General features: G+C 69.8%; 19 protein-coding genes. 3 read left to right on the top strand and 16 right to left on the bottom strand.

The window, feature by feature from the left end:
• Positions 1-114: 114 nt before the first annotated feature.
• Positions 115-1,083 (top strand): stealth conserved region 3 domain-containing protein, encoded by a 969-nt coding sequence (locus tag Q344_RS26175; RefSeq protein WP_036539828.1) that lies wholly within the window; start codon positions 115-117, stop codon positions 1,081-1,083.
• Here the strand turns inward: Q344_RS26175 and Q344_RS0117480 are convergent.
• Positions 1,056-2,156 (bottom strand): glycosyltransferase family 4 protein, encoded by a 1,101-nt coding sequence (locus Q344_RS0117480; protein WP_028287899.1) that lies wholly within the window; start codon positions 2,154-2,156, stop codon positions 1,056-1,058. The genes Q344_RS26175 and Q344_RS0117480 overlap by 28 nt on opposite strands.
• On the bottom strand, positions 2,153-2,848 hold the full coding sequence (locus Q344_RS0117475; protein WP_028287898.1) for a CDP-alcohol phosphatidyltransferase family protein: 696 nt from the start codon (positions 2,846-2,848) through the stop codon (positions 2,153-2,155). The genes Q344_RS0117480 and Q344_RS0117475 overlap by 4 nt, the downstream gene beginning before the upstream one ends.
• Before the next feature lie 111 nt (positions 2,849-2,959).
• On the opposite strand from Q344_RS0117475, the gene Q344_RS24325 reads away from it, so the two are divergent.
• A complete protein-coding gene (locus Q344_RS24325; RefSeq protein WP_028287897.1) occupies positions 2,960-3,715 on the top strand; it encodes a phosphocholine cytidylyltransferase family protein in 756 nt (251 codons plus the stop codon).
• 7 nt (positions 3,716-3,722) lie between these two features.
• Here Q344_RS24325 and Q344_RS0117465 read toward each other — a convergent pair whose 3' ends face one another.
• From Q344_RS0117465 to Q344_RS0117415, 11 genes are all read right to left on the bottom strand, one after another.
• Positions 3,723-4,850, bottom strand: a complete 1,128-nt coding sequence (locus Q344_RS0117465) for an LptF/LptG family permease (RefSeq protein WP_028287896.1) — start codon at positions 4,848-4,850, stop codon at positions 3,723-3,725.
• Positions 4,850-5,983 carry an LptF/LptG family permease gene (locus Q344_RS0117460; RefSeq protein WP_028287895.1) on the bottom strand — a complete coding sequence of 378 codons (1,134 nt, stop codon included), beginning with the start codon at positions 5,981-5,983 and terminating at the stop codon, positions 4,850-4,852. Before Q344_RS0117460 ends, Q344_RS0117465 begins: the two co-directional genes overlap by 1 nt.
• Before the next feature lie 12 nt (positions 5,984-5,995).
• Complete coding sequence (locus tag Q344_RS25225) at positions 5,996-6,877, bottom strand: phosphatidate cytidylyltransferase (protein ID WP_051630792.1); 882 nt, start codon at positions 6,875-6,877, stop codon at positions 5,996-5,998.
• Positions 6,874-7,686: an SDR family oxidoreductase gene (locus Q344_RS0117450; RefSeq protein ID WP_028287894.1), complete on the bottom strand. Its 813-nt coding sequence runs from the start codon at positions 7,684-7,686 to the stop codon at positions 6,874-6,876. Before Q344_RS0117450 ends, Q344_RS25225 begins: the two co-directional genes overlap by 4 nt.
• Positions 7,686-8,798 carry an inositol-3-phosphate synthase gene (locus tag Q344_RS0117445; RefSeq protein WP_036539824.1) on the bottom strand — a complete coding sequence of 371 codons (1,113 nt, stop codon included), beginning with the start codon at positions 8,796-8,798 and terminating at the stop codon, positions 7,686-7,688. Before Q344_RS0117445 ends, Q344_RS0117450 begins: the two co-directional genes overlap by 1 nt.
• 2 nt (positions 8,799-8,800) lie before the next feature.
• Entirely contained in the window at positions 8,801-9,421 is a 621-nt protein-coding gene (locus Q344_RS25220) for a DUF4833 domain-containing protein (RefSeq protein WP_051630790.1), read from the bottom strand.
• Positions 9,422-9,425: 4 nt separating this feature from the next.
• The gene (locus Q344_RS0117435; RefSeq protein ID WP_028287892.1) at positions 9,426-10,661 is read right to left on the bottom strand and encodes an aminotransferase class I/II-fold pyridoxal phosphate-dependent enzyme; all 1,236 of its coding nucleotides are present in this window, start codon (positions 10,659-10,661) and stop codon (positions 9,426-9,428) included.
• A gap of 247 nt (positions 10,662-10,908) precedes the next feature.
• Entirely contained in the window at positions 10,909-11,472 is a 564-nt protein-coding gene (locus tag Q344_RS0117430; protein ID WP_028287891.1) for a PqiC family protein, read from the bottom strand.
• 4 nt (positions 11,473-11,476) lie between these two features.
• Positions 11,477-14,119, bottom strand: a complete 2,643-nt coding sequence (locus tag Q344_RS0117425; protein ID WP_028287890.1) for an MlaD family protein — start codon at positions 14,117-14,119, stop codon at positions 11,477-11,479.
• A complete protein-coding gene (locus Q344_RS24310) occupies positions 14,116-14,760 on the bottom strand; it encodes a paraquat-inducible protein A (RefSeq protein WP_051630788.1) in 645 nt (214 codons plus the stop codon). Before Q344_RS24310 ends, Q344_RS0117425 begins: the two co-directional genes overlap by 4 nt.
• A complete protein-coding gene (locus Q344_RS0117415) occupies positions 14,757-15,389 on the bottom strand; it encodes a paraquat-inducible protein A (RefSeq protein ID WP_028287889.1) in 633 nt (210 codons plus the stop codon). Before Q344_RS0117415 ends, Q344_RS24310 begins: the two co-directional genes overlap by 4 nt.
• Positions 15,390-15,597: 208 nt before the next feature.
• Between Q344_RS0117415 and Q344_RS0117410 the strand changes: the two genes are divergently transcribed.
• Positions 15,598-16,980, top strand: coding sequence for an NAD-dependent succinate-semialdehyde dehydrogenase (locus tag Q344_RS0117410; RefSeq protein ID WP_028287888.1), 1,383 nt, complete (start codon positions 15,598-15,600; stop codon positions 16,978-16,980).
• A 114-nt stretch (positions 16,981-17,094) separates the two neighbouring features.
• Here Q344_RS0117410 and Q344_RS0117405 read toward each other — a convergent pair whose 3' ends face one another.
• The 3 genes from Q344_RS0117405 to Q344_RS0117395 all read right to left on the bottom strand — a co-directional run bounded on the left by Q344_RS0117405 (position 17,095) and on the right by Q344_RS0117395 (position 21,196).
• Complete coding sequence (locus tag Q344_RS0117405) at positions 17,095-18,240, bottom strand: iron-containing alcohol dehydrogenase (RefSeq protein ID WP_028287887.1); 1,146 nt, start codon at positions 18,238-18,240, stop codon at positions 17,095-17,097.
• A gap of 5 nt (positions 18,241-18,245) precedes the next feature.
• Positions 18,246-19,619 (bottom strand): aldehyde dehydrogenase family protein, encoded by a 1,374-nt coding sequence (locus Q344_RS0117400; protein ID WP_028287886.1) that lies wholly within the window; start codon positions 19,617-19,619, stop codon positions 18,246-18,248.
• A gap of 212 nt (positions 19,620-19,831) precedes the next feature.
• Positions 19,832-21,196: a glutamine synthetase family protein gene (locus Q344_RS0117395; protein ID WP_028287885.1), complete on the bottom strand. Its 1,365-nt coding sequence runs from the start codon at positions 21,194-21,196 to the stop codon at positions 19,832-19,834.
• Positions 21,197-21,251 lie beyond the last annotated feature (55 nt).

Below are 21,251 nucleotides of genomic sequence, written 5' to 3'. Positions count from 1 at the left end.
CCGTCCCGCGCCCGGTCTGCGCCGGGCGCGGTTCTTGTGGCATGGGGTTCCGGGCGCGGCAACCCGGCATTCCCCTCTCGCCAAGCGCCGCCGGGACGGCTATGCGAGTTGGCCATGACGGCTCAGAACACCAGCAAGATCGACGTGGTCTACACCTGGGTGGACGACACCTTTCCCGGCTATGCCGAGCAATTGTCGCGCTACGCGGACGTGCCCGCCGACACCAACCCGAACCGCACGCGGGACAACCTCGACCTGCTGCGCTATTCGCTGCGTTCGCTCAGGCACCTGCCCGAGCTGGGGCATGTCCACCTGCTGACCTGCCGCCCGCAGATCCCCCGGTGGCTGGACCCGGACGCCGAGGGCATCACCGTGCACCACCACGATGCGGTGATGGCGCCGGAGATCCTGCCGACCTTCAACTCCTTCGCCATCGTCAGCCATCTGCACCTGCTGCCCGGGCTCGGGGCGCGGTTCCTCTACCTCGAGGACGACATGGTGCTGCTCCGCCCCGGGCTGATGCAGGCGCTCGAGGACCGGGACGGGCGGCGCGTCTCGCATTTCACCCAGGCGAAGCTGCCCGTGGCGCGCAGGCTCGGCCCGAAGGCCAGCCCCTGGAACCACGCGCTGGCCAACACGGCCGACCTGCTCGACCGGAGCTATGGCCCCGCCCCCCGCAGGCACGTGATCCACGGGCCGCGGCTGATCGACCGGGCGGAATATGCCGCGATGCTCGCCGCCTTCCCGGAAGAGACCGCCGCCACCCGCGCCAGCCGCTTCCGGGGCACCGACAACATCCCGCCCGAGGTGCTCTATCCGCATTACGCGGTGGCAGAGGGGACGGCGCGGGCCGCCAGCACGGCAGAGACCCGGGCAGTCGAGGGCTATGTCTCGATCGAGAACTTCATGCCGTGGACGCTCTGGACGATGCGCCGGATGGAGCGCCGTGCCCCCCTGACCGCCACCTTCAACGACAGTTTCGGGGACCGGCCCAACCCGCGCATGGTGGCGTGGATGCGCCGCTGGCTCGAGGCGCGGTTCCCCGAGCCCTCCCCCTACGAACGGCCGAGCACGCGCTCGTAGAGCGCGACGTATTCGGGCCCGACCCGGCTCACGTCATAGGCCATGGCATGCCCGCGCGCCCAGTCGGTCAGCCGGGCCAGCCGCGCGGGATCGGTCGCCAGTTCGGCCAGCCGTGCAGCCAGTGCCGCGGCATCGCCCGGCGGGAAGAGCAGCGCGCTGCCCGCGCCCGTCATCACGGTGGAATAGCCGACATTCGCCGCCGCCACCGGCACGGTGCCCGCCGCCATCGCCTCGATCAGGACAAGGCCGAAGCTCTCGCCGTAGCCCGCCGGCGCGACCGAGACGTCGGCATCGGCGATCAGGCGGATCGCCTCGGACCGGCCGGGGCTCTGCACCAGCCGCGCGCCCTGGGGCAGCGGGCCGGGCAGGTCGCCCCGCCCCGCCAGCACCAGCTCGGCATCGCGCAGCGCGGGCGGGCGCTGCGCCCAGGCCTTCAGCAGGACGTCGACGCCCTTGCGCGCCTCGAACCGGCCCAGGTAGGCGACCCGGAAGGGCCCCGGCCGCCGGATGCCGCCGGTGTCGCCCGCCCGCCAGTCGGCCAGGTCGATGGTCGGCGGCAGCACCTCGGGCAGCGGCGTGACGCCCAGACGGTCCCATTGCCGCAGCGGCGCGACGGAGGGCACCACGAGGGCGTCCAGCCGGGCGTGGAAATGCCGCGCGGCGCGCGCGATGTAGCGGTCCTCGATCCCCGGGCGGTCGGTCTCGGGCAGGGTCGCATGGAAGGTGGCCACGCTCGGCAGGTCCAGCCGGCGCCAGAGCTGCCACGGCATCATCGGCGTCCACGGCGTGTGCAGGTGGACGATCTCGGCCCCCCAGTCCCGCAGCGCGCGCACCGCGGCGCGCAGGCGGCCAGGCCCGGCGAGCGAAAATTCGAACCCCGTGCCGTGCAGCGACATCTCGCGCGCCCGGCCAAGCGCCATCTCGCCCGGCGCCAGATCCGCGCCGGGGCTCACCGGCGAGACGATGCGCGTCTCGTGCCCGGAGCGGTCGAGCCAGGCGCAGAGGTCGCGGACGTTGCTCTGGACCCCGCCGGGGCGCGCCATCGGGTAGGGGCTGACGTGGACGATCTTCATGCGGCGTCGGACCTCAGAAGGCGCAGCAGCGCGTCGCCCAGATCGAGCGCGCTGTAGCCGAGCAGCAGCCAGACGACCCAGGGCGCCGAAGGCGCGGCCAGCGCGAGGAAGGGGATCGCGCCGGACAGGCCGACCACCGCGGCCTCACCCACGGCGAGCGGGGTCCAGCGGGCCGGCGCCGCCTCGGTCGAATGGCCGCCCATGCTGTCGTTGACCACGCGCGCCAGCAGCCGCGCCCAGCCCGCCGCCATGCCCAGCACGGCCCAGCCGCCGAAGGTGCCGCCCGCCGCGATGATCCCGATCGACAGGTAGAGCAGCCCCCAGAAGGTCATGTCGACGATGAAGTCGAGCCGCGCGCCCCGTGCGCTCGTCATGCCCGTCCAGCGGGCCACGTCGCCATCGACGCAATCCAGGACGATCACCACGAACCCGGTCACGCAGACCGCCCAGGCCGCCCCTGCGGGCGGCAGCAGCCAGGCCATCAGCGGCAGCAGCCAGACCAGCGCCCCGCCCAGCAATGTCACCCGGTCGGGCCGGATCCCCGCCCGCAGGCACAGGGACGTCAGCACGAAGCTCGGCCAGCGGTGCAGCACCCACATCACCCAGTTGCCGCGCAGTTCCTCGCCCGACTTGGAGCTTGCGAAATAGGCGCGGGCCAGGGTCCGCGGGCCGGGATGGTCGGGGGAAGTCACGCGGGGGTCTTCTCGGTTCGTGTCTTGGCGCAGGGTGGCGCCTCATGTATCAGACGAATGACAATTGGGTAAGGGTTCCATGACACGGGGCCACTCCGGGAGAAAGAGCGAATGGGTGAGTTTACGGCGCTGATCGTCGCGGCGGGTCTTGGTGTGCGCATGGGCGCGCGGGGACGGCTGACGCCCAAGGGTCTGATCGCCCTCGACGGGCTGCCGCTGGTGCGCGCCTCGGTCATGCATCTCGCCGCGCGCGGGGTCGAGCGGGTGCGGATCGTGACGGGCCACCTGTCGGAACTCTACCAGCAGGAATTCTCGGCCACGCCGGGCGTGGAGCTGATCCACAACCCCGATTATGCGACGACGGGCAGCCTCAGGTCGATGATGACCGGGCTCGCGGGGCTCGACGGGCCGCTGCTGGTGCTCGAATCCGACATCATGTACGAGCCGCGCGCGCTCGATCCGCTGATCGCGGCGGGCTCCGGCATGGTGCTGTCGGGCCCGACCGGCGCGGGGGACGAGGTCTATGTCTGGACCGACGCCGCGGGCAACCTCGTGGACATGTCGAAACAGGCGGATCACCGCAGCGACGCGCCGCGCGGCGAGCTTGTCGGCATCACCGCCTTCACCGCGGCGCATGTCGCGGCCTTCCGCGGCACGGCCGAGGCGCTGCTGGCCGACCGGCCCAAGCTCGATTACGAGGCGGGCGTCGTGGCCTTCGCGCAGGACACGGACTTCCACTGCCCGCTGATCCCGGATCTCGCCTGGGCCGAGGTGGACGACGAACAGATGCTCGCCCATGCCCGCGAGCATGTCTGGCCGCGCGCCAGCGCCGGGCTGGTGGAGGCGGCGCGGCGCAAGGCGATCTGATCCGCCCTCAGCCGAGCGGCAGGCGGCGTCCCCGGGATTCCCGGTGCATCAGCCATTGCAGCACGGCCGAAATCGTCAGCGCCAGCGCCGGCGGGATCAGCACCGCCACCGGCACCGACAGCGCGCCCTGTTCGCCGAGCGCCCAGAAGATCTTGAGCGACAGGGTCACGAGGTAGCCGCCGAAGGCCATCCCGACGAGGATCGGCACCCGTGTCACCCGCCCCCGGAAGCCGGTCATCGCCAGCGTCGCCCCGAGGATCGAGAACAGGCCCGGCAGCAGCCATGCCGTCCCGCGCCGCCAGATCGTGGTGCGCATGTAGGGATCCTCGGGATCGGCCTCGGCCCGGGTCAGCAGCACCTCCTGCGGCAGGTAATAGGCCGAGGGGTTGAGATAGCGCAGCCGGTTGGTCTGGAACCAGAGCGGCAGCTCCATGGTCTGGGCCGGCAGGCCGATCAGGCGGCCGTCGGGGGTCGAGGTCCAGATCTCGGCATCCTCGAATTCCCACTGCCCGCCGCCGAGGGGCCGCACCGTGTCGGCCCGGATCAGCCGGTCGAACCCGGCCCCGTTCAGGCCGATGAAATAGCTGACCTCGCGCAGTTCCGGCTGCGGCCCGACAAGGACACGTCCGGCCAGCGCGGAATCCTCGCGCACGAACCAGTGCTGGTCGTCGGTCAGACCCTCGGCATAGCGTTCGGCGTAATCGCCCGCGCCCAGCTCGACCTGCGCGAAGACCGCCGCGGGCCGCCAGTCGCGTTCCAGCTTCCATTGCAGCCAGCCGGTCACCGCGCCCATCCAGCAGAGCGCGGCGATGGTCGGCAGGGCCGAGACCCCGGCGGCCGAAAGGATCACCGTCTCGAGCAGCGCCCGCCGCCGGATCTCGGCCAGGAAGGCACCGAGGAGCGCGGCCACCGGCATCAGCCGCGCGACGATGTCGGCGGTGCGGTAGAGCGTATACTGCCCGATGACCGCCACGAGGTTGCGCCCCTCGGCGGCGGCGCGGATCGACTCGAAGCTGTCCGCGAAATCCAGCATCAGCGCGATGAAGATCAGCACCATCTGCACGATCACGAAGGCCGCGACATGCTCGCGCAGCGCCATCCGCATGGCCCGGCCGGTGAGGCTCCGCATCGCCATCAGCCGCGCCCCGGCCGGACGAGCGCCTCGCCGGCGCGCCAGAGCGCGGCCAGCGGCAGCCCGAGCAGCGCCAGCGTCACCACCCCGGAGGCCGCCCAGAGCGACGGCCCGGCGGCGATCCCGCCCAGCCATGCCCTCGTCACGAGGTCGCAGGCCACCAGCGCCAGAAGCGCCAGCGGCAGGGCGGCGGCGCGCACCCCCCGCACCGAGCCGCCCCAGACGGCCATCAGCGCCAGCAGGGCGGCGGCCGGCACCAGCAGGGCCCGGGCCCAGATGCGCGCGATGCGTTCGGGGTTCGTCGCCTCTTCCAGCACCTCGCCCGCCATCAGCGCCTGCAGCGCGGGCACCACCGGGCGCTCGTTCTCGCGCGGGGTGCGGTCGAGCACGGGCAGGATGTCGTCCATGTCGAAGCCCACGTCGACCGAACCGGCGGCCATGCGGTTCATCTGCGCCTCGGTCATCTCGCCGTCGAGCCGCGGCAGATCGCCGAAGGCGGTCACCTGCCCCAGCCGGAAGTTGCCGCGCTCACCGTCCTCGTCGGGCCCCGTCACCTCCCATTCCCCGGCGAAGGCGAAGCGCCACGGCCGGGCGTCGGCCGGGCGCCGCACCATGAGCGAGGGGCTCGCATCATCCGCGCCGGTGGCGACGAAATCGACGCCCTGCGCGCGGAAGGTCGACCCGCTCTCGCCCGGCTCCGATATGCGGGCGCGGATGTGCTGCACGGTCAGCGCGTGCAGCGCGACCCTCTGGGCATAGCTCGCGGCGGGCGCGATGATCCCGGCGATGGCGAAGCTGAGCAGCCCGCCCAGCAGTCCGACCAGCAGCACGCCCCGCACCAGCCCCCCGACCGGCGCGCCCGCGGCGGTCAGCACGACCAGCTCGCCCTGCGTGCGGGCGCGGCCGACGGCGCTCTGCACGCCGACCAGCAGCGCGACCGGCAGGGCGAGGTCCAGGATCTCGGGCACCTCCCAGAGCAGCAGCCGCACGAGGTCCCAGCCGGTGCCCCCGGTCTTGAGGACGCGGTCCATCAGCCCGGTGAACTGTTCCGAGAGGAAGACGATCTCGACGAGCGCGAGGATGATGAGCGAGGTCGCGAGGATCGGGCGGAGGGTCAGGCGGAAATAGGGACGCATGGCCCGGACACCCTACCCTGCCCAGACCGCCAGCAGAACGGCGAGCGCGCCGCCGGTCGCGATCCAGCTGTCGAAGATGTCGAAAAGGCCGCCCTGGTGCGGCACCAGCGGCGGGAAGTCCTTCACCCCGGCGCGGCGCTTCATCAGCGAGGCGGCAAGGTCGCCGGTCACGGTGAAGACCCCGATCAGCAGCGCGAAGGCCAGCGCCCGGCCGTAGCTCAGGTTGTCGAGGAAGGCCGCGGCCACGAGGACCGTGAGGACCAGCATGGCGACGCCGCCCGCGAGGCCCTCGATGGTCTTGTTGGGGCTGAGGACGGGGAAGGCCTTGCGCCTGCCGAAGACCTTGCCGGCGAGCAGCGCGTAGCTGTCGAAGGTCTCGATCCCGATCCAGGCGGCGAGGAAGATCGCCGGGTTGGTGCCGGCGCAGGCGGTGGCGAAGGCCAGCAGCGGCAGGACCGGGAAGACCAGCAGGTCGGCAGCCGGTTCCCCGGGCCGGGCCAGGCGCCAGGCGGCGGCGGCCAGCCACGACAGGCCGAGCGCCGCGACCGCGACGGTCCAGGGCAGCAGGAAGCAGAGGATCAGCACCGCGCCCGCGGCCCCCGCCCAGAACACCGCGTGGCCGCCGCCCGAGGGGCGGTGGCGGACCGAGGCGGCCTCCCAGACCACGCGCAGGGTGAAGGCGAGCATGGCGGGGACCATGAGCACCGGCGCGAAGGCGAAGATCACCAGCACCGCGCCGACGGTCAGCGCCTCGATGTTCAGGATCGGCCAGATCTTCCGCGCACTGGCCGAGGTGGCGGGGATCCACATCATCGCGCCCACGATGGCATAGCCGAGCGCCAGCACGACCAGCGCGGCCGCGACGACGCCCAGGGTCGGCGGCGGGGCGATCATTTTGCGAACGTCCGGATCACGCGGCCCTGGTGCCAGCGCAGGATCGGGGCGATCAGCGGCGCGATGAGGTTCAGCAGGCTCACCTGCCAGCCCGGCGTGACGGCGAAGTGGCCCTTCTCCATCCCCCGGACGAGCCGCGCGGCGACCGCCCCGGGCTGCCAGAGCCCGCCGCCCCCGGTGATGACCGAGGTCGCCTCGGGCTTCGTCAGCCTTTCGGCGGCCAGCTGCGGCGTGTCGGTGTCCGGCGGATAGCAGAGGGTGACGGTGATGTTGTCGGGCGCCAGTTCGACGCGCAGCACCTCGGCCAGGGCGCGGACGGCGTATTTCGTCGGCGCATAGGCCGCGTAGCCGTAGATCCCGAAGAAGGCCGCGGCCGAGGCGATCAGCCCGATCTGGCCGCCGCCCGCGTCCCGCATCAAGGGCGCGGCGGCGTGCAGCAGGTAGAGGCTGCCGTGGTAATTGACCGCCATCTGGCGCTCGAAGCTTTCGAGCGGCTGCTCGAGGAAGAGCCCGGGCTCGACGATCCCCGCGCTTGCCACGACGCAGCCGGGGGCGCCATGGGCCGCCACGGCCTGCGCCGCGGCGGCGGCCACCGCGTCACGGTCGCTGACATCGACGGGAATGCAGAGCACCTCGGCCCCGCTCACGCCCGACCGGATGTCGGCGGCGGCGGCCTCGAGGCGCGCCCCGTTCCGTGCCATCAGCACGACGGGGCGCCCCTGGGCAGCCAGAAGCCGCCCGATTTCGAGCCCGATCCCGCTCGACCCGCCCGATACCCAGGCCGGGGCGCGCTGACCGGGCGCTGGCATCAGCCGTCCGCCTTCTCGGCGAACTCGATCATCTTGCGATAGGCCTCTTCGTCACCCATCTGCTCGGGCGGGTGCTTGAAGATGAAGGCCGAGGCCGCCTTGACCGGACCGGCAAGACCGCGGTCGCGCGCGATGCGGGCGCAGCGGATCGCCGCCAGCGCCTCGGCGGCGGCGTTCGGGCTGTCCTCGACTTCCAGGCGCATCTCCACGCTCGTCGGCACGCCGCCGAAGAGACGGCCTTCGAGACGGATGTAGGCCACCTTGCGGTCGTTCAGCCACGGCACGTAATCCGAGGGTCCGACGCGGATGTCGTTGTTCTGGAGCCGGGCCTTCATGCTTTCCTGAACGGCTTCGGTCTTCGACTCGCGCTTCATCGCCAGCCGGTCGCCGTCCATCATGTTCAGGAAGTCGGTGTTGCCGCCGACGTTCAGCTGGTAGGTCCGGTCGATCTGCACGCCGCGCATGTCGGCGAGCTGGGTGATCGCGCGGTGCATGATCGTCGCGCCGAACTGGGCCTTGAAGTCGTCGCCGAGCACCGGGATGCCCGCATCCTCGAACTTCTTGGCCCAGGTCGGGTTGGAGACGATGAAGACCGGGATGCCGTTGACGATCGAGACACCCGCCTCGAGCGCGCACTGGGCGTAGAACTCGACGGCCTCGATGGAGCCGACGGGCAGGAAGATGATCAGCACCTCGGCGCCGCTCTCCTTCAGGACCGAGACGACATCGTCCTTCGACAGCGCGGGTTCCGGCGACACCTGGAAGGCGCGGCGCGGGTCCTGGTTGCGCATGAAGTTCGACACGCCGTCGAGGTCCGGACCGCGGCGGACCACGGCGGTGTGCTCGGACACCTCGGTCTCGAAGATCGCGGTGCAGTTGGGCTCGGCCATGATGGCCTCGCCCAGCGACTTGTTCACCTTGCGGGCATCGACGTCGAAGCCTGCGACGAATTCGATGTCGGTCGGGGCGTAGCCGCCCAGTTCGGGGAAGCTGACCCCGATGGCCTTGTCGCCCATGCGCTTGCAGTAGCTGACGCCCTGCACGAGCGAACTTGCACAGTTCCCGACCCCGGCGATGGCCACCCGGATCGGGGCCTTCTTGTCTGTTGTCATTCCTAGAGCTCTCCGCCCTTCACTCGATATGTTTCAGTTACGTATTGTCCCGAAGGCAGGCGCCCGACTATCTTGAGGCCTGTCACGCTCGGGATCAGCCCGTCCTCAACATCGAGGTAGGCATAGATCAAACGCGCTTCCGCGTTGCCCATTGGCATGAAAAGCGCCGGACGGCCACCCTCCATCCGCAGGGTCATGGATTTCGCGGGCAGCGCCCTGAAGGTCACCCGGTAGGTGCCATCGCCATTGGGCTGCGCGTTGACCCCGTAGGCCATGCGCCGTTCCAGCCCGCCAAGCGCCTTGGCCTCGCCGCCGGTGTTGAACCGCCGCCAATAGGCCGAGACCGGGGCCTTCGGGTCGATCTGGCCACCTGCGACGCGGGTGCCGTAGACCACCGTGTTGGCGTTCGGCGAGCGCTGGATATAGAAGACCTGCCCGCCGTCGTTCGGGACCGGGTAGTCCTTTCGGATCACCGGCAGGGCGGCCGTGGTGTCGCGCGACACGAGGTCGAGCTGGGGCGCCGCCCAAGCGGGGGCGGCGAGGATCAGGGCGGTGAGAAACGCGAAAAGAAGCGCCACCAGCCCCCTGACCGGGGCCGGGGTCGCGGTTCGGGTCTGTGCCATGCGGTTATGTTCCGACAGCTTTGCCCGCGAGGTCGGCCGTCATCTCGGCCGCTTCGGCCAGAGCCGCGACCACGCGGTCGATGTCGGCCTCCTGATGGCCGGCGGAGATGAAGAACCGGATGCGCGGCAGGTCCTTCGGTACGCCGACGTGGATGATCGGCGGCGCGAAGATCCCCTGCTCCAGCAGGATGTGCGAGACGGCGAGCGTCTGCGCCTGCGTCTGGAACAGCACGGGGATCACCGCCTCGCCGAGCGCGGTATGCGTGTTCAGCCCGGCCGCGCGGGCCTTGCTCAGGAAATACTGGGAGTTGTGGCGCAGCTGCCGGACACGCTCGGGCTCGGCCCTCAGGATGTCCAGCGCGGTCTGCGCCGTCGCCAGCGTGGCGGGCGAGAGGCCCACCGAGTAGACGAAGCAGGGCAGCGTGAAGCGCAGCCATTCGATCACCTCGCGCGAGGCGGCGATGAAGCCGCCGGAGGAGACGAAGCTTTTCGACAGTGTGCCGATCTGCAGCTCGACCCGTTCCGGATCGACCCCGCAGCGTTCGCACAGGCCTGCGCCCGTTTCACCCAGAACGCCGTAGGAATGCGCCTCGTCGAGGAGCAGCCAGGCGTCGTGGCGATCCTTGATGTCGACCAGCCGGGGCAGGTCGGCGAGATCGCCATCCATCGAGTAGAGTCCCTCGACCGCGATCAGGACGCGGGCGTAGTTCGACCGCTCCGTCTCGAGCAGGTGCTCGAGATGGTCGAGGTCGTTGTGGCGGAATTTCTTGTAAGCGAATTTGCCCGCCTTCGCCCCCATGACGATGGAGTTGTGCGCGAGGTCATCGGTGATGACCAGGTCGCGCGGCCCCAGGATATGGGAGATGATGGACATGTTGGTCAGGTAGCCCGAGATCATGGCGAGCACGCCGCCGACCCCGAGGAACTCCGCCATGTCCTCTTCGAACTTGCGGTGCGCCGAGCGCTCCCCGCCGACGAGGCGCGAGGCACCGGCCCCGCTGCCGAAATCGTCGATCGACTGCTTGGCCGCGTCGGTGACGCGGGGGTCCTTCAGCAGGCCGAGATAATCGTAATGTGCAAAGCTGACGTATCCGCCGGGCTTCTTGGCAGCTTCCTCGGCGACCTTGTCGGTGGCGGCAAACCAGGGGTGCCCACCTTCAAGCAGCGCGGAACCGGCCATTCTGAAACGGCGGCGCGCATAGGCCTCGAAACTCGAACTCTTGGGGTTCGGCTTGTCCACTCTTCCCTCCGACGCGAGCGTCTCATTATGGGTGTCGGGGCCGTAAGGGAATGGCGCAGACGGTCACCGATCGCACGCTGTCATAGAGATCATAAAAACATCATGCAATGCGTCAAAGTCTAATTAAGGCCCGTTCCGTCACGTTGCGCCCATAGTTGCTTTTCCCGCCCCCGATCCCGCCGGAAACAGAAACATTTGTAACACTCGGGGACGGCGCTAGGCCGGAATCCGCCGGGATTCCGCCGGATCAGCGCAGCGCCCGGCGGGCGATATCCGCCGCGAGATCGCGCATCACCTGCGCCCGTGCCGCGGCGATCGCGGCCGCGCCGCCGCCCTCGGGGATGGGGGCCGCGAGGCTGAAGAGGCCCGCGCGGTCGCGGCCGCCGTCCTCGGGCGCGCCGAAGAACTGGCCGGTCATCACGAAGCGGCCGGGCTCGGCGTACATCTCCTCGACCCGGACATCGAGCCGGGCCGCGGCCCGCTCGGCGAAAGGCCAGGGCTCGGGCGCGACCCGCGCGCCGGTGATCTGGCCCAGGTAGCGCGTCAGCTCGAGCGTCACCGCCCGAGAGGGGTCGTCGGACCAGAGCAGGTCGGTGGACGAGGTCAGCGCCCCGTCCGCCCCGCGGATGTAGATCTCCTCGGCCGCGGCGTAGCTGGGCAGCGAGACCGCCAGCACCTCGACGCTGTTGTAGGCGATCCCGACGCGCTCCTGCGTCACCGGCACCGCGGGCACCGAGTAGCGCAGCGCGTTGTCGCCACATCCGGCGAGAAGGGCGAGGGCCGCGGTGGCACCGATCAGGTTCGTTCGCATCGTCCTACCTTCCGAAGAGTATCGAGTTCGGTTTGCGTTCCAGCGCCCGGGCGAGGGCCGAGACGGCCGCCGCCGCGCGCTCCACCTCCCGCAGCGCCTGCGAGGCGTCGCGGCCGATGCCGTTGGCGTCATAGCCACGCAGCGTCTCGGAGGCCTGCGCCAGCACCGCTTCGGCGCGCTGGATCAGGGCCGGCAGGTCCGAGGCCGCGGCCGAGATGTTGTCCGCCGCCGCGCGGGCCGAGGCGAAGGTCTGGTTGGCGTTCTCGATCACCCCGCCCTCGCGCAGCTCGTCGAGGATCTGGCGGAGCGAACCGAGCGCCGCCGAGAGGTCCGCGGGCAGCTGCCGCGCCGCGTCCGTCCCGATCAGCGCGTCGGCGCTTTCGAGCAGGCTCGACAGGTCGTCGGCCAGTTCGTTCAGCGGCAGCGTCTCGGCCTTGGCGGCGACCGCGTCGATCTTCTCGATCAGCGCCGGCACCCCGTCGAGCGAGGTCGAGACATCCTGCGCGGCGGAGCGGACGGAGGCCAGCGCCTCGCCCGCCTTGCCCGCGATGTCCTGCGCCCGCAGCTCGGCGATGAGCCCCTGCAGTTCCGCGATCCCGTCGCGGACCGAGGCCGGAAGCTGTCGCGCCGCCTCGGTGCCGATGACCGCGTTCACGTTGGTCAGCACGCCCTGAAGCTCGTTGGCGAGCTCTTCCAGCGGCAGGTTCTGCGCGTTGGCCGCGACCGCGTCGATCTTCTCGACCAGCGCCGGCACGCCCTCCACGGACGAGGAGACCTCGGTCGCGGCGTCGCGCAGCGCGTTCAGCGCCTCGGTCGCGGCGCCCGCGATGTCGCGGTCCTGCAGGTCCGACAGGAAGGTGTTCAGCGTCTCGAGGCTCGCCGCCGCCGAGGCGGGCAGCGCCTGCGCCGCCTCGCTGCCGAAGAGCGCATTGGCGCTCGCCGCAAGCGCGGTGATCTCGGCCACCATCTCGTCGAGGCCCAGCTCGGCCGCCTGCTTGGCCACCACGTCGATGTCCGCGATCAGCTCGGGCGCCCCGTCGAGGGCGGCGGTCGTCGCCTGCGCGGCCGCCGAAACGTCGTCGATCGCGCTCAGAAGACGGGTCGCCGCCTGCTGTTCGTTCAGCTCTTCCAGCAGGGTCCGGACCTCGGTCACGGCCGCGGTCAGCTCCACCGGCAGCTGCTGCGCCGCCTCGGAGCCGACGACGCCGCGGGCGTCGCCCACGAGGCCCCGTACATCGCCCGGCAGCTGCTGCAGATCGTCGTTGCCCATGAAGCTGCTGACGTTGTCGAGCGCGCCGATCACCGATTGCATCAGCTCCTCGATCGGCAGCGAGTTGATCCGTTCGAAGACCCCTTCCGCCGTGGCGGTGACATCGGCGATGTCCGCCTCGGTCGTCGGGATCTCGGGGTTCGGCTGCGCCTCGGTGTCGATATGCGCGGTTTCGAGCCCGTCGACCTTGGTCAGGTCGACCTTCAGCCCGCCGGTCAGGATCGAGGACGTCACCAGCCGCGCGCGCAGCCCGTCCTCGACGAGTTCGTCGAGGAAGGCCAGCGCCGCGCCCGGGGTCGCCTCGCCCTCGGGCAGGCCCAGCCGGCCCGGCCGGATCGCCAGCGTCGCCGCCAGCCGCACATTGCGGTCGCCGAAGCGTTCCTGATCGACCATGCCGTTGACGGCCGTGACCCGGCCCACCCGGATGCCGCCCAGATCGACCGGGTTGCCGGTCGACAGGCCCGCGACGTTCTCTTCGAAGATCGCGGTCAGGAACAGGGGCTCGCCCCCTTCGGTCGCATTCGCGCTGGCCTGCGCGGTCTCTTCGTCCGGGAAGACCGAGAACACGGCGCCGTCCCGCGCGGGCAGACCGCCCGAGACCGCGGTCGAGAAGGTGATCCCGCCGGAAATCAGCGTCGCGACGGAGGAGAAGTCGATCTCGGCCCCCGCGGGGCCCAGCTTGAAGGTGAAGCCCGAGGTGTCCCAGAAGCGGGTCGCGTCCGAGACCAGCCGGTCGTGCGGCTCGAAGATCATCGCCTCGGCCTCGACGGTGCTGCCGTCATCCGAGATCTCGGCCCGGCCGACCCGGCCCACCTCGATCCCGCGATAGACCAGCGGCGCGTTCTCGGTGATCCCCGCCTCGCCCGTGGCGCGCAGCTTGATCGCCAGGCCGCCGCGCCCGTCGCGCGAGAGGGGCGCCTCGGCCAGACCCTCGAACTGATCCGCGGGCACGCCGGGGACGTTGTCCCACAGGCCCTCGATGAAAACCCCGGTCAGGACGGTGTCGAGCCCCTCGATCCCCTCGGTCGAGATCCGCGGCTGCACCACCCAGAACTGCGCCTCGTCGTCGACATAGGGCGCCACGTCCTTGTCCAGGCGCACCCGAACCAGCACCCGGTCGAGCGAATTGGTGAAGGTCACGCGCTCCACGACGCCGACGGCCACGTCACGATACCGCAGCTCGGTCTCGTTCGCGGTGACGCCGCTGGCGTTCTCGAAGGTGATGTCGATCACCGGGCCCCGGCTGGTGTAGGTCTGCCACGCCACGCCAAGGGCGATGACGAGCGCCACCAACGGAATGATCCACACGATGGAGACACGTTCCAGGAAGGACCGGCGCCGCGGACGCACCGGGACGTTGGGAGGCGTTTCGGTCATTCGGCGCGTCGCTCCGGCGCGCCCTGGTATTCGTCATGCGTCACTGTGGTGTCGGGGTCCCATATGAGGCGGCTGTCGAAGGCCTGTGCCGAGAGCATGGTAAAGATGACCGACAAGGCAAAGTAAAGGCTTGCCGGTCCCGGAGCCACCGCGGCGAGCGCCCCGAGCTGCACCAGAGAGGACAGGAGGGCCACGACGAAGACGTCGATCATCGACCAGCGGCCGATGTATTCCACGATTTCGAACAGCTGCTGCCGCCGCAGCTCGCTCAGCTGGCTGCCGTGGCGCACGCCGAGCGCGAGCGCGGCGATCACGGCGAACTTGCCCATCGGAATCAGCACCGAGGCGACGAGGATGACGATGGCGACACCCCAGTTGCCGTGCTGGGCAAGCTCGGCCGCGCCCCCGATGATGGTGCTCTCGTCGACCATCACCAGCGTTCTCGTGTGCAGCATCGGCAGCACGTTGGCGGGCACGTAGCAGGCCAGCCCCACCATCCACCACGCCCACACCCGCTGCAGCGACTTTGTGTGGCGCGAGGTGATCTCGTGCCCGCAGCGGCCGCAATATTCGGTGCCCATCGGCCAGACCCGCGTGCAGCGGCGGCAGGCGACGAGCCCGGCGTCCCGCGCCGTGATCATTCTTCCAGGGCTTTCCATACCGAGTACCTGCACAAGAAGGTGTCCTGCACGACGACCAGGATCACGAGGGACGAGAACATGTAGAAGGCCGGCCCGAATTCGACGTCGGCCAGGTCGACGACCTTCACCAGCGCGACCGCGCAGCCGATGGCGAAGACCTCGGCCATGGACCAGGGGCGCAGGCTCTCGGACAGGTTGAAGGCGGCCCTGGCGCCACGGGCGGGCGGGCGGTCGAAGACCACGGGCACCAGCACGTAGAGCGTGAGCAGCGCCCGCAGGACCGGAAAGAAGACGATGAGCGCCGCCACGGTCAGGGCCAGCGCGTAGAAGGTGCCGCCGCGGAAACTGAGCGCCGCGTCGAGGATCGAGCTGGAATGCCATGCGCCCCCGATGTGGATCGTCAGGAACGGAAAGATCGTTGCCGCGACCACGAGGATCACCACCGTGAGCGAGATCGCGATCAGCTGCATGCCGGCCCGGGCCCGCGGCGCGATCAGCACCGTGTGACAGCGCGCGCAGACCGCCCGCTCACGCGGGTCGGGCTCGACCACGCGGTAGAGCGCGTCGCATTTCGGGCATGCGATGAGGTCCGAGGTGTCTTCCGACCCGGATGCGGGGTGGCTGTCCATGACCGTCGGGGATCCCTGTGACGAACGGAGGGTTCTCGAAAGCTATATCAGCCTTGGCTCCCGTCAACCAGCCGCCGTGCCCTTTCCCGCGCCCGGACAAGGCCTTGGCGGAACAGAATTTCGTGAGGGAACAACGCGCCGAGGCCCCCGTTGCCTCTGGAAAGGGCCCTGCGCCCGCCCATCCGGATTTCCCGCGGAAAGGATCCCCATGCCAGGCACGTTCAACACCATCAACCCGGCCACCGAAGAGGTGATCGAGACCTACACCTACATGACCGACAACGCCGCGGACGCCGCGGTCGAGGCCTGCCACGCCGCCTTCCTCGAATGGCGCACGCGGTCGGTCGAGGACCGCGCGGAGGTGCTCCGCGGCATCGGCAAGGCGCTGCGGGACCGCAAGGAGGACCTCGCCGCCCTGATGACCCGCGAGATGGGCAAGACGCTCTCGGCCTCGCGCGACGAGGTCGAGCTCTGCGCCGCCATCTGCGACTGGACCGCCGAGCACGGGCCGAAGGAACTGGCGCCCGAGGAGCGCGCGATCTCCAACGGCAAGCGCGGCCGCGTGGTGCATGCGCCCATCGGGGTGATCTACGGCATCCAGCCGTGGAACTTCCCGGCCTACCAGGTGATCCGCTACACCATCGCGAACCTGATGGCGGGCAACGGCGTGCTGCTGAAGCACGCGGCCTCCTGCACCGGCTCCGGCCTGATGCTGGCCGAGATCATCGAGGCGGGTGGCCTGCCGAAGGACCTCTTCACCGTCCTGCTGATCGACCACGACCAGTCGGACGCGATCATCGAACACGACAAGGTGCGCGGCGTGACCCTGACCGGCAGCCCCGGCGCGGGCGCACATGTCGGTGCCAAGGCGGCGGGTGCGCTGAAGAAGTCGGTGCTGGAGCTCGGCTCGAACGACGCCTACGTCGTGCTCGAGGACGCCGATCTGGAGACCGCGGTGAAGGCCTGCGTCACGGGCCGGATCTACAACAACGGCGAGACCTGCGTCGCCGCCAAGCGCTTCGTCGTGGTGGATGCGATCTACGACAGGTTCCGCGACGCCTTCGTCGAACAGATGAAGGCCGTGGAGGTCGGCGATCCCACGCAGGACGGCACGCAGCTCGGCCCGCTCGTCACCGGCGACCAGCGCGACACGCTGCACAAGCAGGTGGAGGAGAGCGTCTCGAAAGGTGCGAAGATCCTCTGCGGCGGGGAGAAGCCCGAGGGCACGGGCTATTATTACCCCGCCACCGTGCTGGACGAGGTGACGCCCGGCCAGCCCGCCTATGACGACGAGCTCTTCGGCCCCGTCGCCTCGCTGATCCGGGCGAAGGATGCCCAGGACGCCATGCGCATCGCCAACGACAGCCCCTATGGGCTCGGCGGCGGCATCATGTCGGGCGACGTGGACCGCGCGGTGAAACTGGCCGAGGCCGAGTTCGACACCGGCATGGTCTTCATCAACGGCTTCGGCCTTGCGACGCCCGAGATGCCCTTCGGCGGCGTGAAACGCTCGGGCTATGGCCGCGAGCACGGCGGCTTCGGGATGAAGGAGTTCACCAACACCAAGGCCGTGATGGTGGTGGCCGGGTAACCGCCCGACCCGGAAAAGCAGAAGCGCCCGCCGATCCCCCGGCGGGCGCTCCGTCATCTCAGGGGCAGGGCTCAGGCCCCGCCCACCTCTCGGAAGAGAGGTGTCGGCCAGGCCTCAGACGAGGCTCTCGAGCAGCGCCTTCGTGTTCTCGTAGGTCATCTCCACCGGGTTTCCGCCCACGCTCGGATCCTTCAGCGCGGCCTCGGTCAGCGTCTCGATATCCGGGTCCTTCACCCCCAGCTCGGTCAGGCTCTTCGGCACGCCGAGCGCGTCGTTCAGCCCGTTCACGTAATCGCAGAAGCCCACGAAGCCGCCCTTGATCCCGAGATAGGCCGCGGCCATGTCGAAGCGCTCCGCGATCACGTCCTTGTTGAACTGGAGCACCGCCGGCATGCAGACCGCGTTGGTCGTGCCGTGGTGCGTGTGATGCCACGCCCCGATCGGATGCGAGAGCGCGTGGATCGCCCCCAGACCCTTCTGGAACGCCGTCGCGCCCATGGCCGCCGCGCTCATCATCTGGGCGCGGGCCTCGATGTCGGTGCCGTCGTTGTAGGCGCGCGGCAGGTAGTCCTTGACCAGCCGCATCCCCTCCAGCGCGATGCCTTGGCTCATCGGATGGTAATGCGGGGAGGAGAACGCCTCCACGCAATGCGCAAACGCGTCGAGCCCGGTGCCGGCGGTGATGCCCTTAGGCATCCCCACGGTCAGCTCGGGGTCGCAGATCACCACGGCGGGCAGCATCTTCGGGTGGAAGATGATCTTCTTCTCATGGGTTTCGGAATTGGTGATGACGCCGGCGCGCCCCACCTCCGATCCGGTGCCGGCGGTCGTCGGCACCGCCACGATGGGCGCGATGCCTGCCGGGTCGGCGCGGGTCCACCAGTCGCCGATGTCCTCGAAATCCCAGAGCGGGCGCGATTGCCCGGCCATGAAGGCCACGGTCTTCGCGAGGTCCAGCCCCGAGCCGCCGCCGAAGGCCACGACGCCGTCATACCCGCCCTCGCGGTAGACCTTCAGCCCGGCCTCGACATTCGTCTCGTTCGGGTTCGGATCGACCTCGGAAAAGATCGCGCGGCCCATGCCCGCGCCGTCCAGCACGTCGAGCGCCTGCGCGGTGATGTCCATCGACGCCAGCCCCTTGTCGGTGATCAGGAGCGGTTTCTCGATCCCCGCCGCAATGCAGGCCTCGGCCAGTTCCGAGATGCGGCCCGCGCCGAAGCGGATCGAGGTGGGGTAGGACCAGTTGCCGGTCAAAGCCATGGGGGTCAGCCCTTCTTCAGGTGGTAGGATTTCGGCCGGGTCAGCGCGTGATAGCCCAGCACGGAGAGGCCCGCGCCGCGTCCGGTGTCCTTGCAGCCGGTCCAGCAGAGCGCGGGGTCGAGGTAGTCCTGGCGGTTCATGAAGACGGTCCCCGTCTCCAGCCGCGCGCCGATCGCCTCGGCGGCGGCGGCGTCCTTCGTCCAGATCGCCGCCGTCAGGCCGTATTTGCAGTCGTTCATCAGCTCGATGGCGTGCTCGTCGTCGCGGACCTTCATGATGCCGACAACGGGGCCGAAGCTCTCTTCGGTCATCACGTCCATCTCGTGGGTGACGTCCGTCAGGATCTGGGGCGTCAGATAGGCGCCCTCGTCATCGGCCTCCATGTGGTCGATATGGGCGGTCGCGCCCATGTTCAGCGCCTGCGCGATCTGGCGGCGGACGAGGTCGGCGAAACGCACATGGGCCATCGGGCCGATGTCGGTCGTCGGGTCCATCGGGTGGCCGAGCCGGTAGCCCTTCACCAGTGCCACGGCCTTCTCGACGAAGGCGTCGTAGAGGCTCTCGTGGACATAGATCCGCTCGATCCCGCAGCAGCACTGGCCCGAGTTGAACATCGCGCCGTCGATCAGCCCGTCGACCGCCGCCTGCACGTCGGCATCCTCGCGGACATAGCCCGGGTCCTTGCCGCCGAGCTCGGTCGCGACCTGCGTGAAGGTCCCGGCGGCGGCGACTTCCATTGCCTTGCCGCCGTTCACCGACCCGGTGAAGTTCACGAAATCGAAGGCGCGTTCCCCGATCAGGGCCGAGGTCGTCTCGTGGTCGAGGAAGACGTTCTGGAACACGTCCGGCGGGACACCTGCGTCGTGGAACGCCTCGGCGAGGTGTTCACCCACGAGCATCGTCTGGGTCGCGTGCTTCAGGATCACCGTGGAGCCCGAGATGAGCGCCGGCGCCAGCGTGTTGATCGCCGTCATGTAGGGATAGTTCCACGGCGCCACGATCAGCACGACCCCCGCCGGTTCGCGCTTGATCACGCGGCGGGCGGTGGCGCTGTCCTCGATCACCATCGGCGCCAGCGCCTCCTCGGCGATCTGCGCCATGTAGGCGGCACGCTCGTTGAAGCCGCCGAACTCGCCGCCGTAGCGGATCGGGCGCCCCATCTGCTGGGCGAGCTCCGTCACCATCCGGTCGGTCTGCTCACCGATCTTCGCGACGCCCGCCATGACGAGGTCGATCCGCTCCTGCAGCGGGCGCGCGGCCCAGTTCTTCTGCGCGGCGCGGGCCTGTGCGGCGGCGGAGCGGGCGGCGTCGAGGGAGAGCGCCTCGCGGGTCGCGAGGACGGAGCCGTCGATGGGGGAGATGCAGTGGAGTGTGGTCATGTCGGGCGCCTTTCTTCTGGCGTGGGGTCCTTGGAGTGGAGGGCAGCGCCCGACCCTGGGTGGGCGCTGCGACCTCGAAGGTCAGCGAGGCATCGTCGCGCACATGCCGATGCTTCGGCGCGGGGCGGAGACGATGCGCCCTCCCGGGGGGGAGGGTCGGGCGCGGCCCGGCCTGCGGCCGGGCGAGCCCGTTCGAACGTGGCGCTTCCGTCTTACGCCTTCTCGAACCCCCGCGCGATTTCCCAATCGGTCACGGCGGCGTCGAAGGTCTCCTGCTCGACCTCCGCCGTGCGGCAGTAATGGTCGATGGTCCAGTCCCCGAATGCCTCGCGCAGCATGGCCGAGGCCCGCATCCGCTCGGTCGCGGCCCCCAGAGAGCGCGGGATCTCGGGCACGGTCGCGTCGTCGTAGATGTCGCCCTCGACCGGAGGGGCGAGCTCCAGCCCCTCCTCGATCCCCTTCAGCCCGGCGGCGAGCAGGGCCGCCTCGGCAAGGTAGGGGTTCACGTCGGACCCGGGGATCCGGCATTCCATCCGCACCCCCTTGGAGCCCTCGCCGCAAAGCCGGAACCCGGCCGTGCGGTTGTCCACCGACCATGCGATCTTGGTCGGCGCGAAGGTCCCCTTGGCGAAGCGCTTGTAGGAATTGATGTAGGGCGCGAGGAACCAGGTGATGTCGGCCGCGTACTTGATCATCCCGGCGCAGAACTGGCGCATCAGGGGCGACATGCCGTGATCGCCGTCCTTGTCGTAGAACGCGGGCGACCCGTCCTTCCAGAGCGACACGTGCACATGGGCGGCCGAGCCGACCTTGCCCGCCTTGTACTTCGACAGGAACGAGGCCGAGACCCCCTGCTGCCAGGCGATCTCCTTCACCGCCTGCTTGGCGATCGTGTGGTTGTCGGCGCAGTCCAGAGCCTCCGCGTAGCGGATGTTCAGCTCCTCCTGCCCGGCTTCCGCCTCGCCCTTCGTGTTCTCCACCGGCACACCGGCGGCGACGAGGTGATTCCGGATCGGCCGCATCACGTGCTCTTCCTTCATCGTGCCGAGCATGTGGTAATCGATGTTGTAGGCCGAATAGGGCTCGAGCTTGCGATACCCCTGCTCGCGCAGCTCGTTGTAGCCGCCCTTGAACAGGAAGAACTCCAGCTCCGTCGCCATCATCGGCGTGAGGCCCATCTTCTCCGCCCGGGCGATCTGGCGCTTCAGCACCGCGCGGGGGGAATGTTCGATGTCGCCGTGGTCATGATGGTCCCGCACGTCGCAGAGCACCATCGCCGTGCCCTCGAGCCAGGGCACCAGCCGCAGCGTGTCGAGGTCGGGCTTCATCATGTAATCGCCATAGCCCGCGTGCCACGAGGTCGAGGCATAGCCCTCCGGCGTCGCCATATCGAGGTCCGTCGCCAGCAGGTAGTTGCAGCAATGGCTCTCTTCCCAGGCGCTTTCGACGAAATGCCCGGCAGTGAAGCGCTTGCCCATCAGGCGGCCCTGCATGTCGACGATGCAGGCCAGCACCGTGTCGATCTCGCCGGCCTTGGCCTTCTTCTTGAGATCGGCGAATGTCAGGTTCCCGGGCATGGGGTCTCTCCTTCAGGTGACGAGGCCGGGCGTCCCCGCCCGACCGTTTCTCATT

The organism is Pseudooceanicola nanhaiensis DSM 18065 (genome assembly GCF_000688295.1).
GTDB lineage: Bacteria > Pseudomonadota > Alphaproteobacteria > Rhodobacterales > Rhodobacteraceae > Pseudooceanicola > Pseudooceanicola nanhaiensis.
This window is presented reverse-complemented; position numbering and strand designations above follow the sequence as displayed.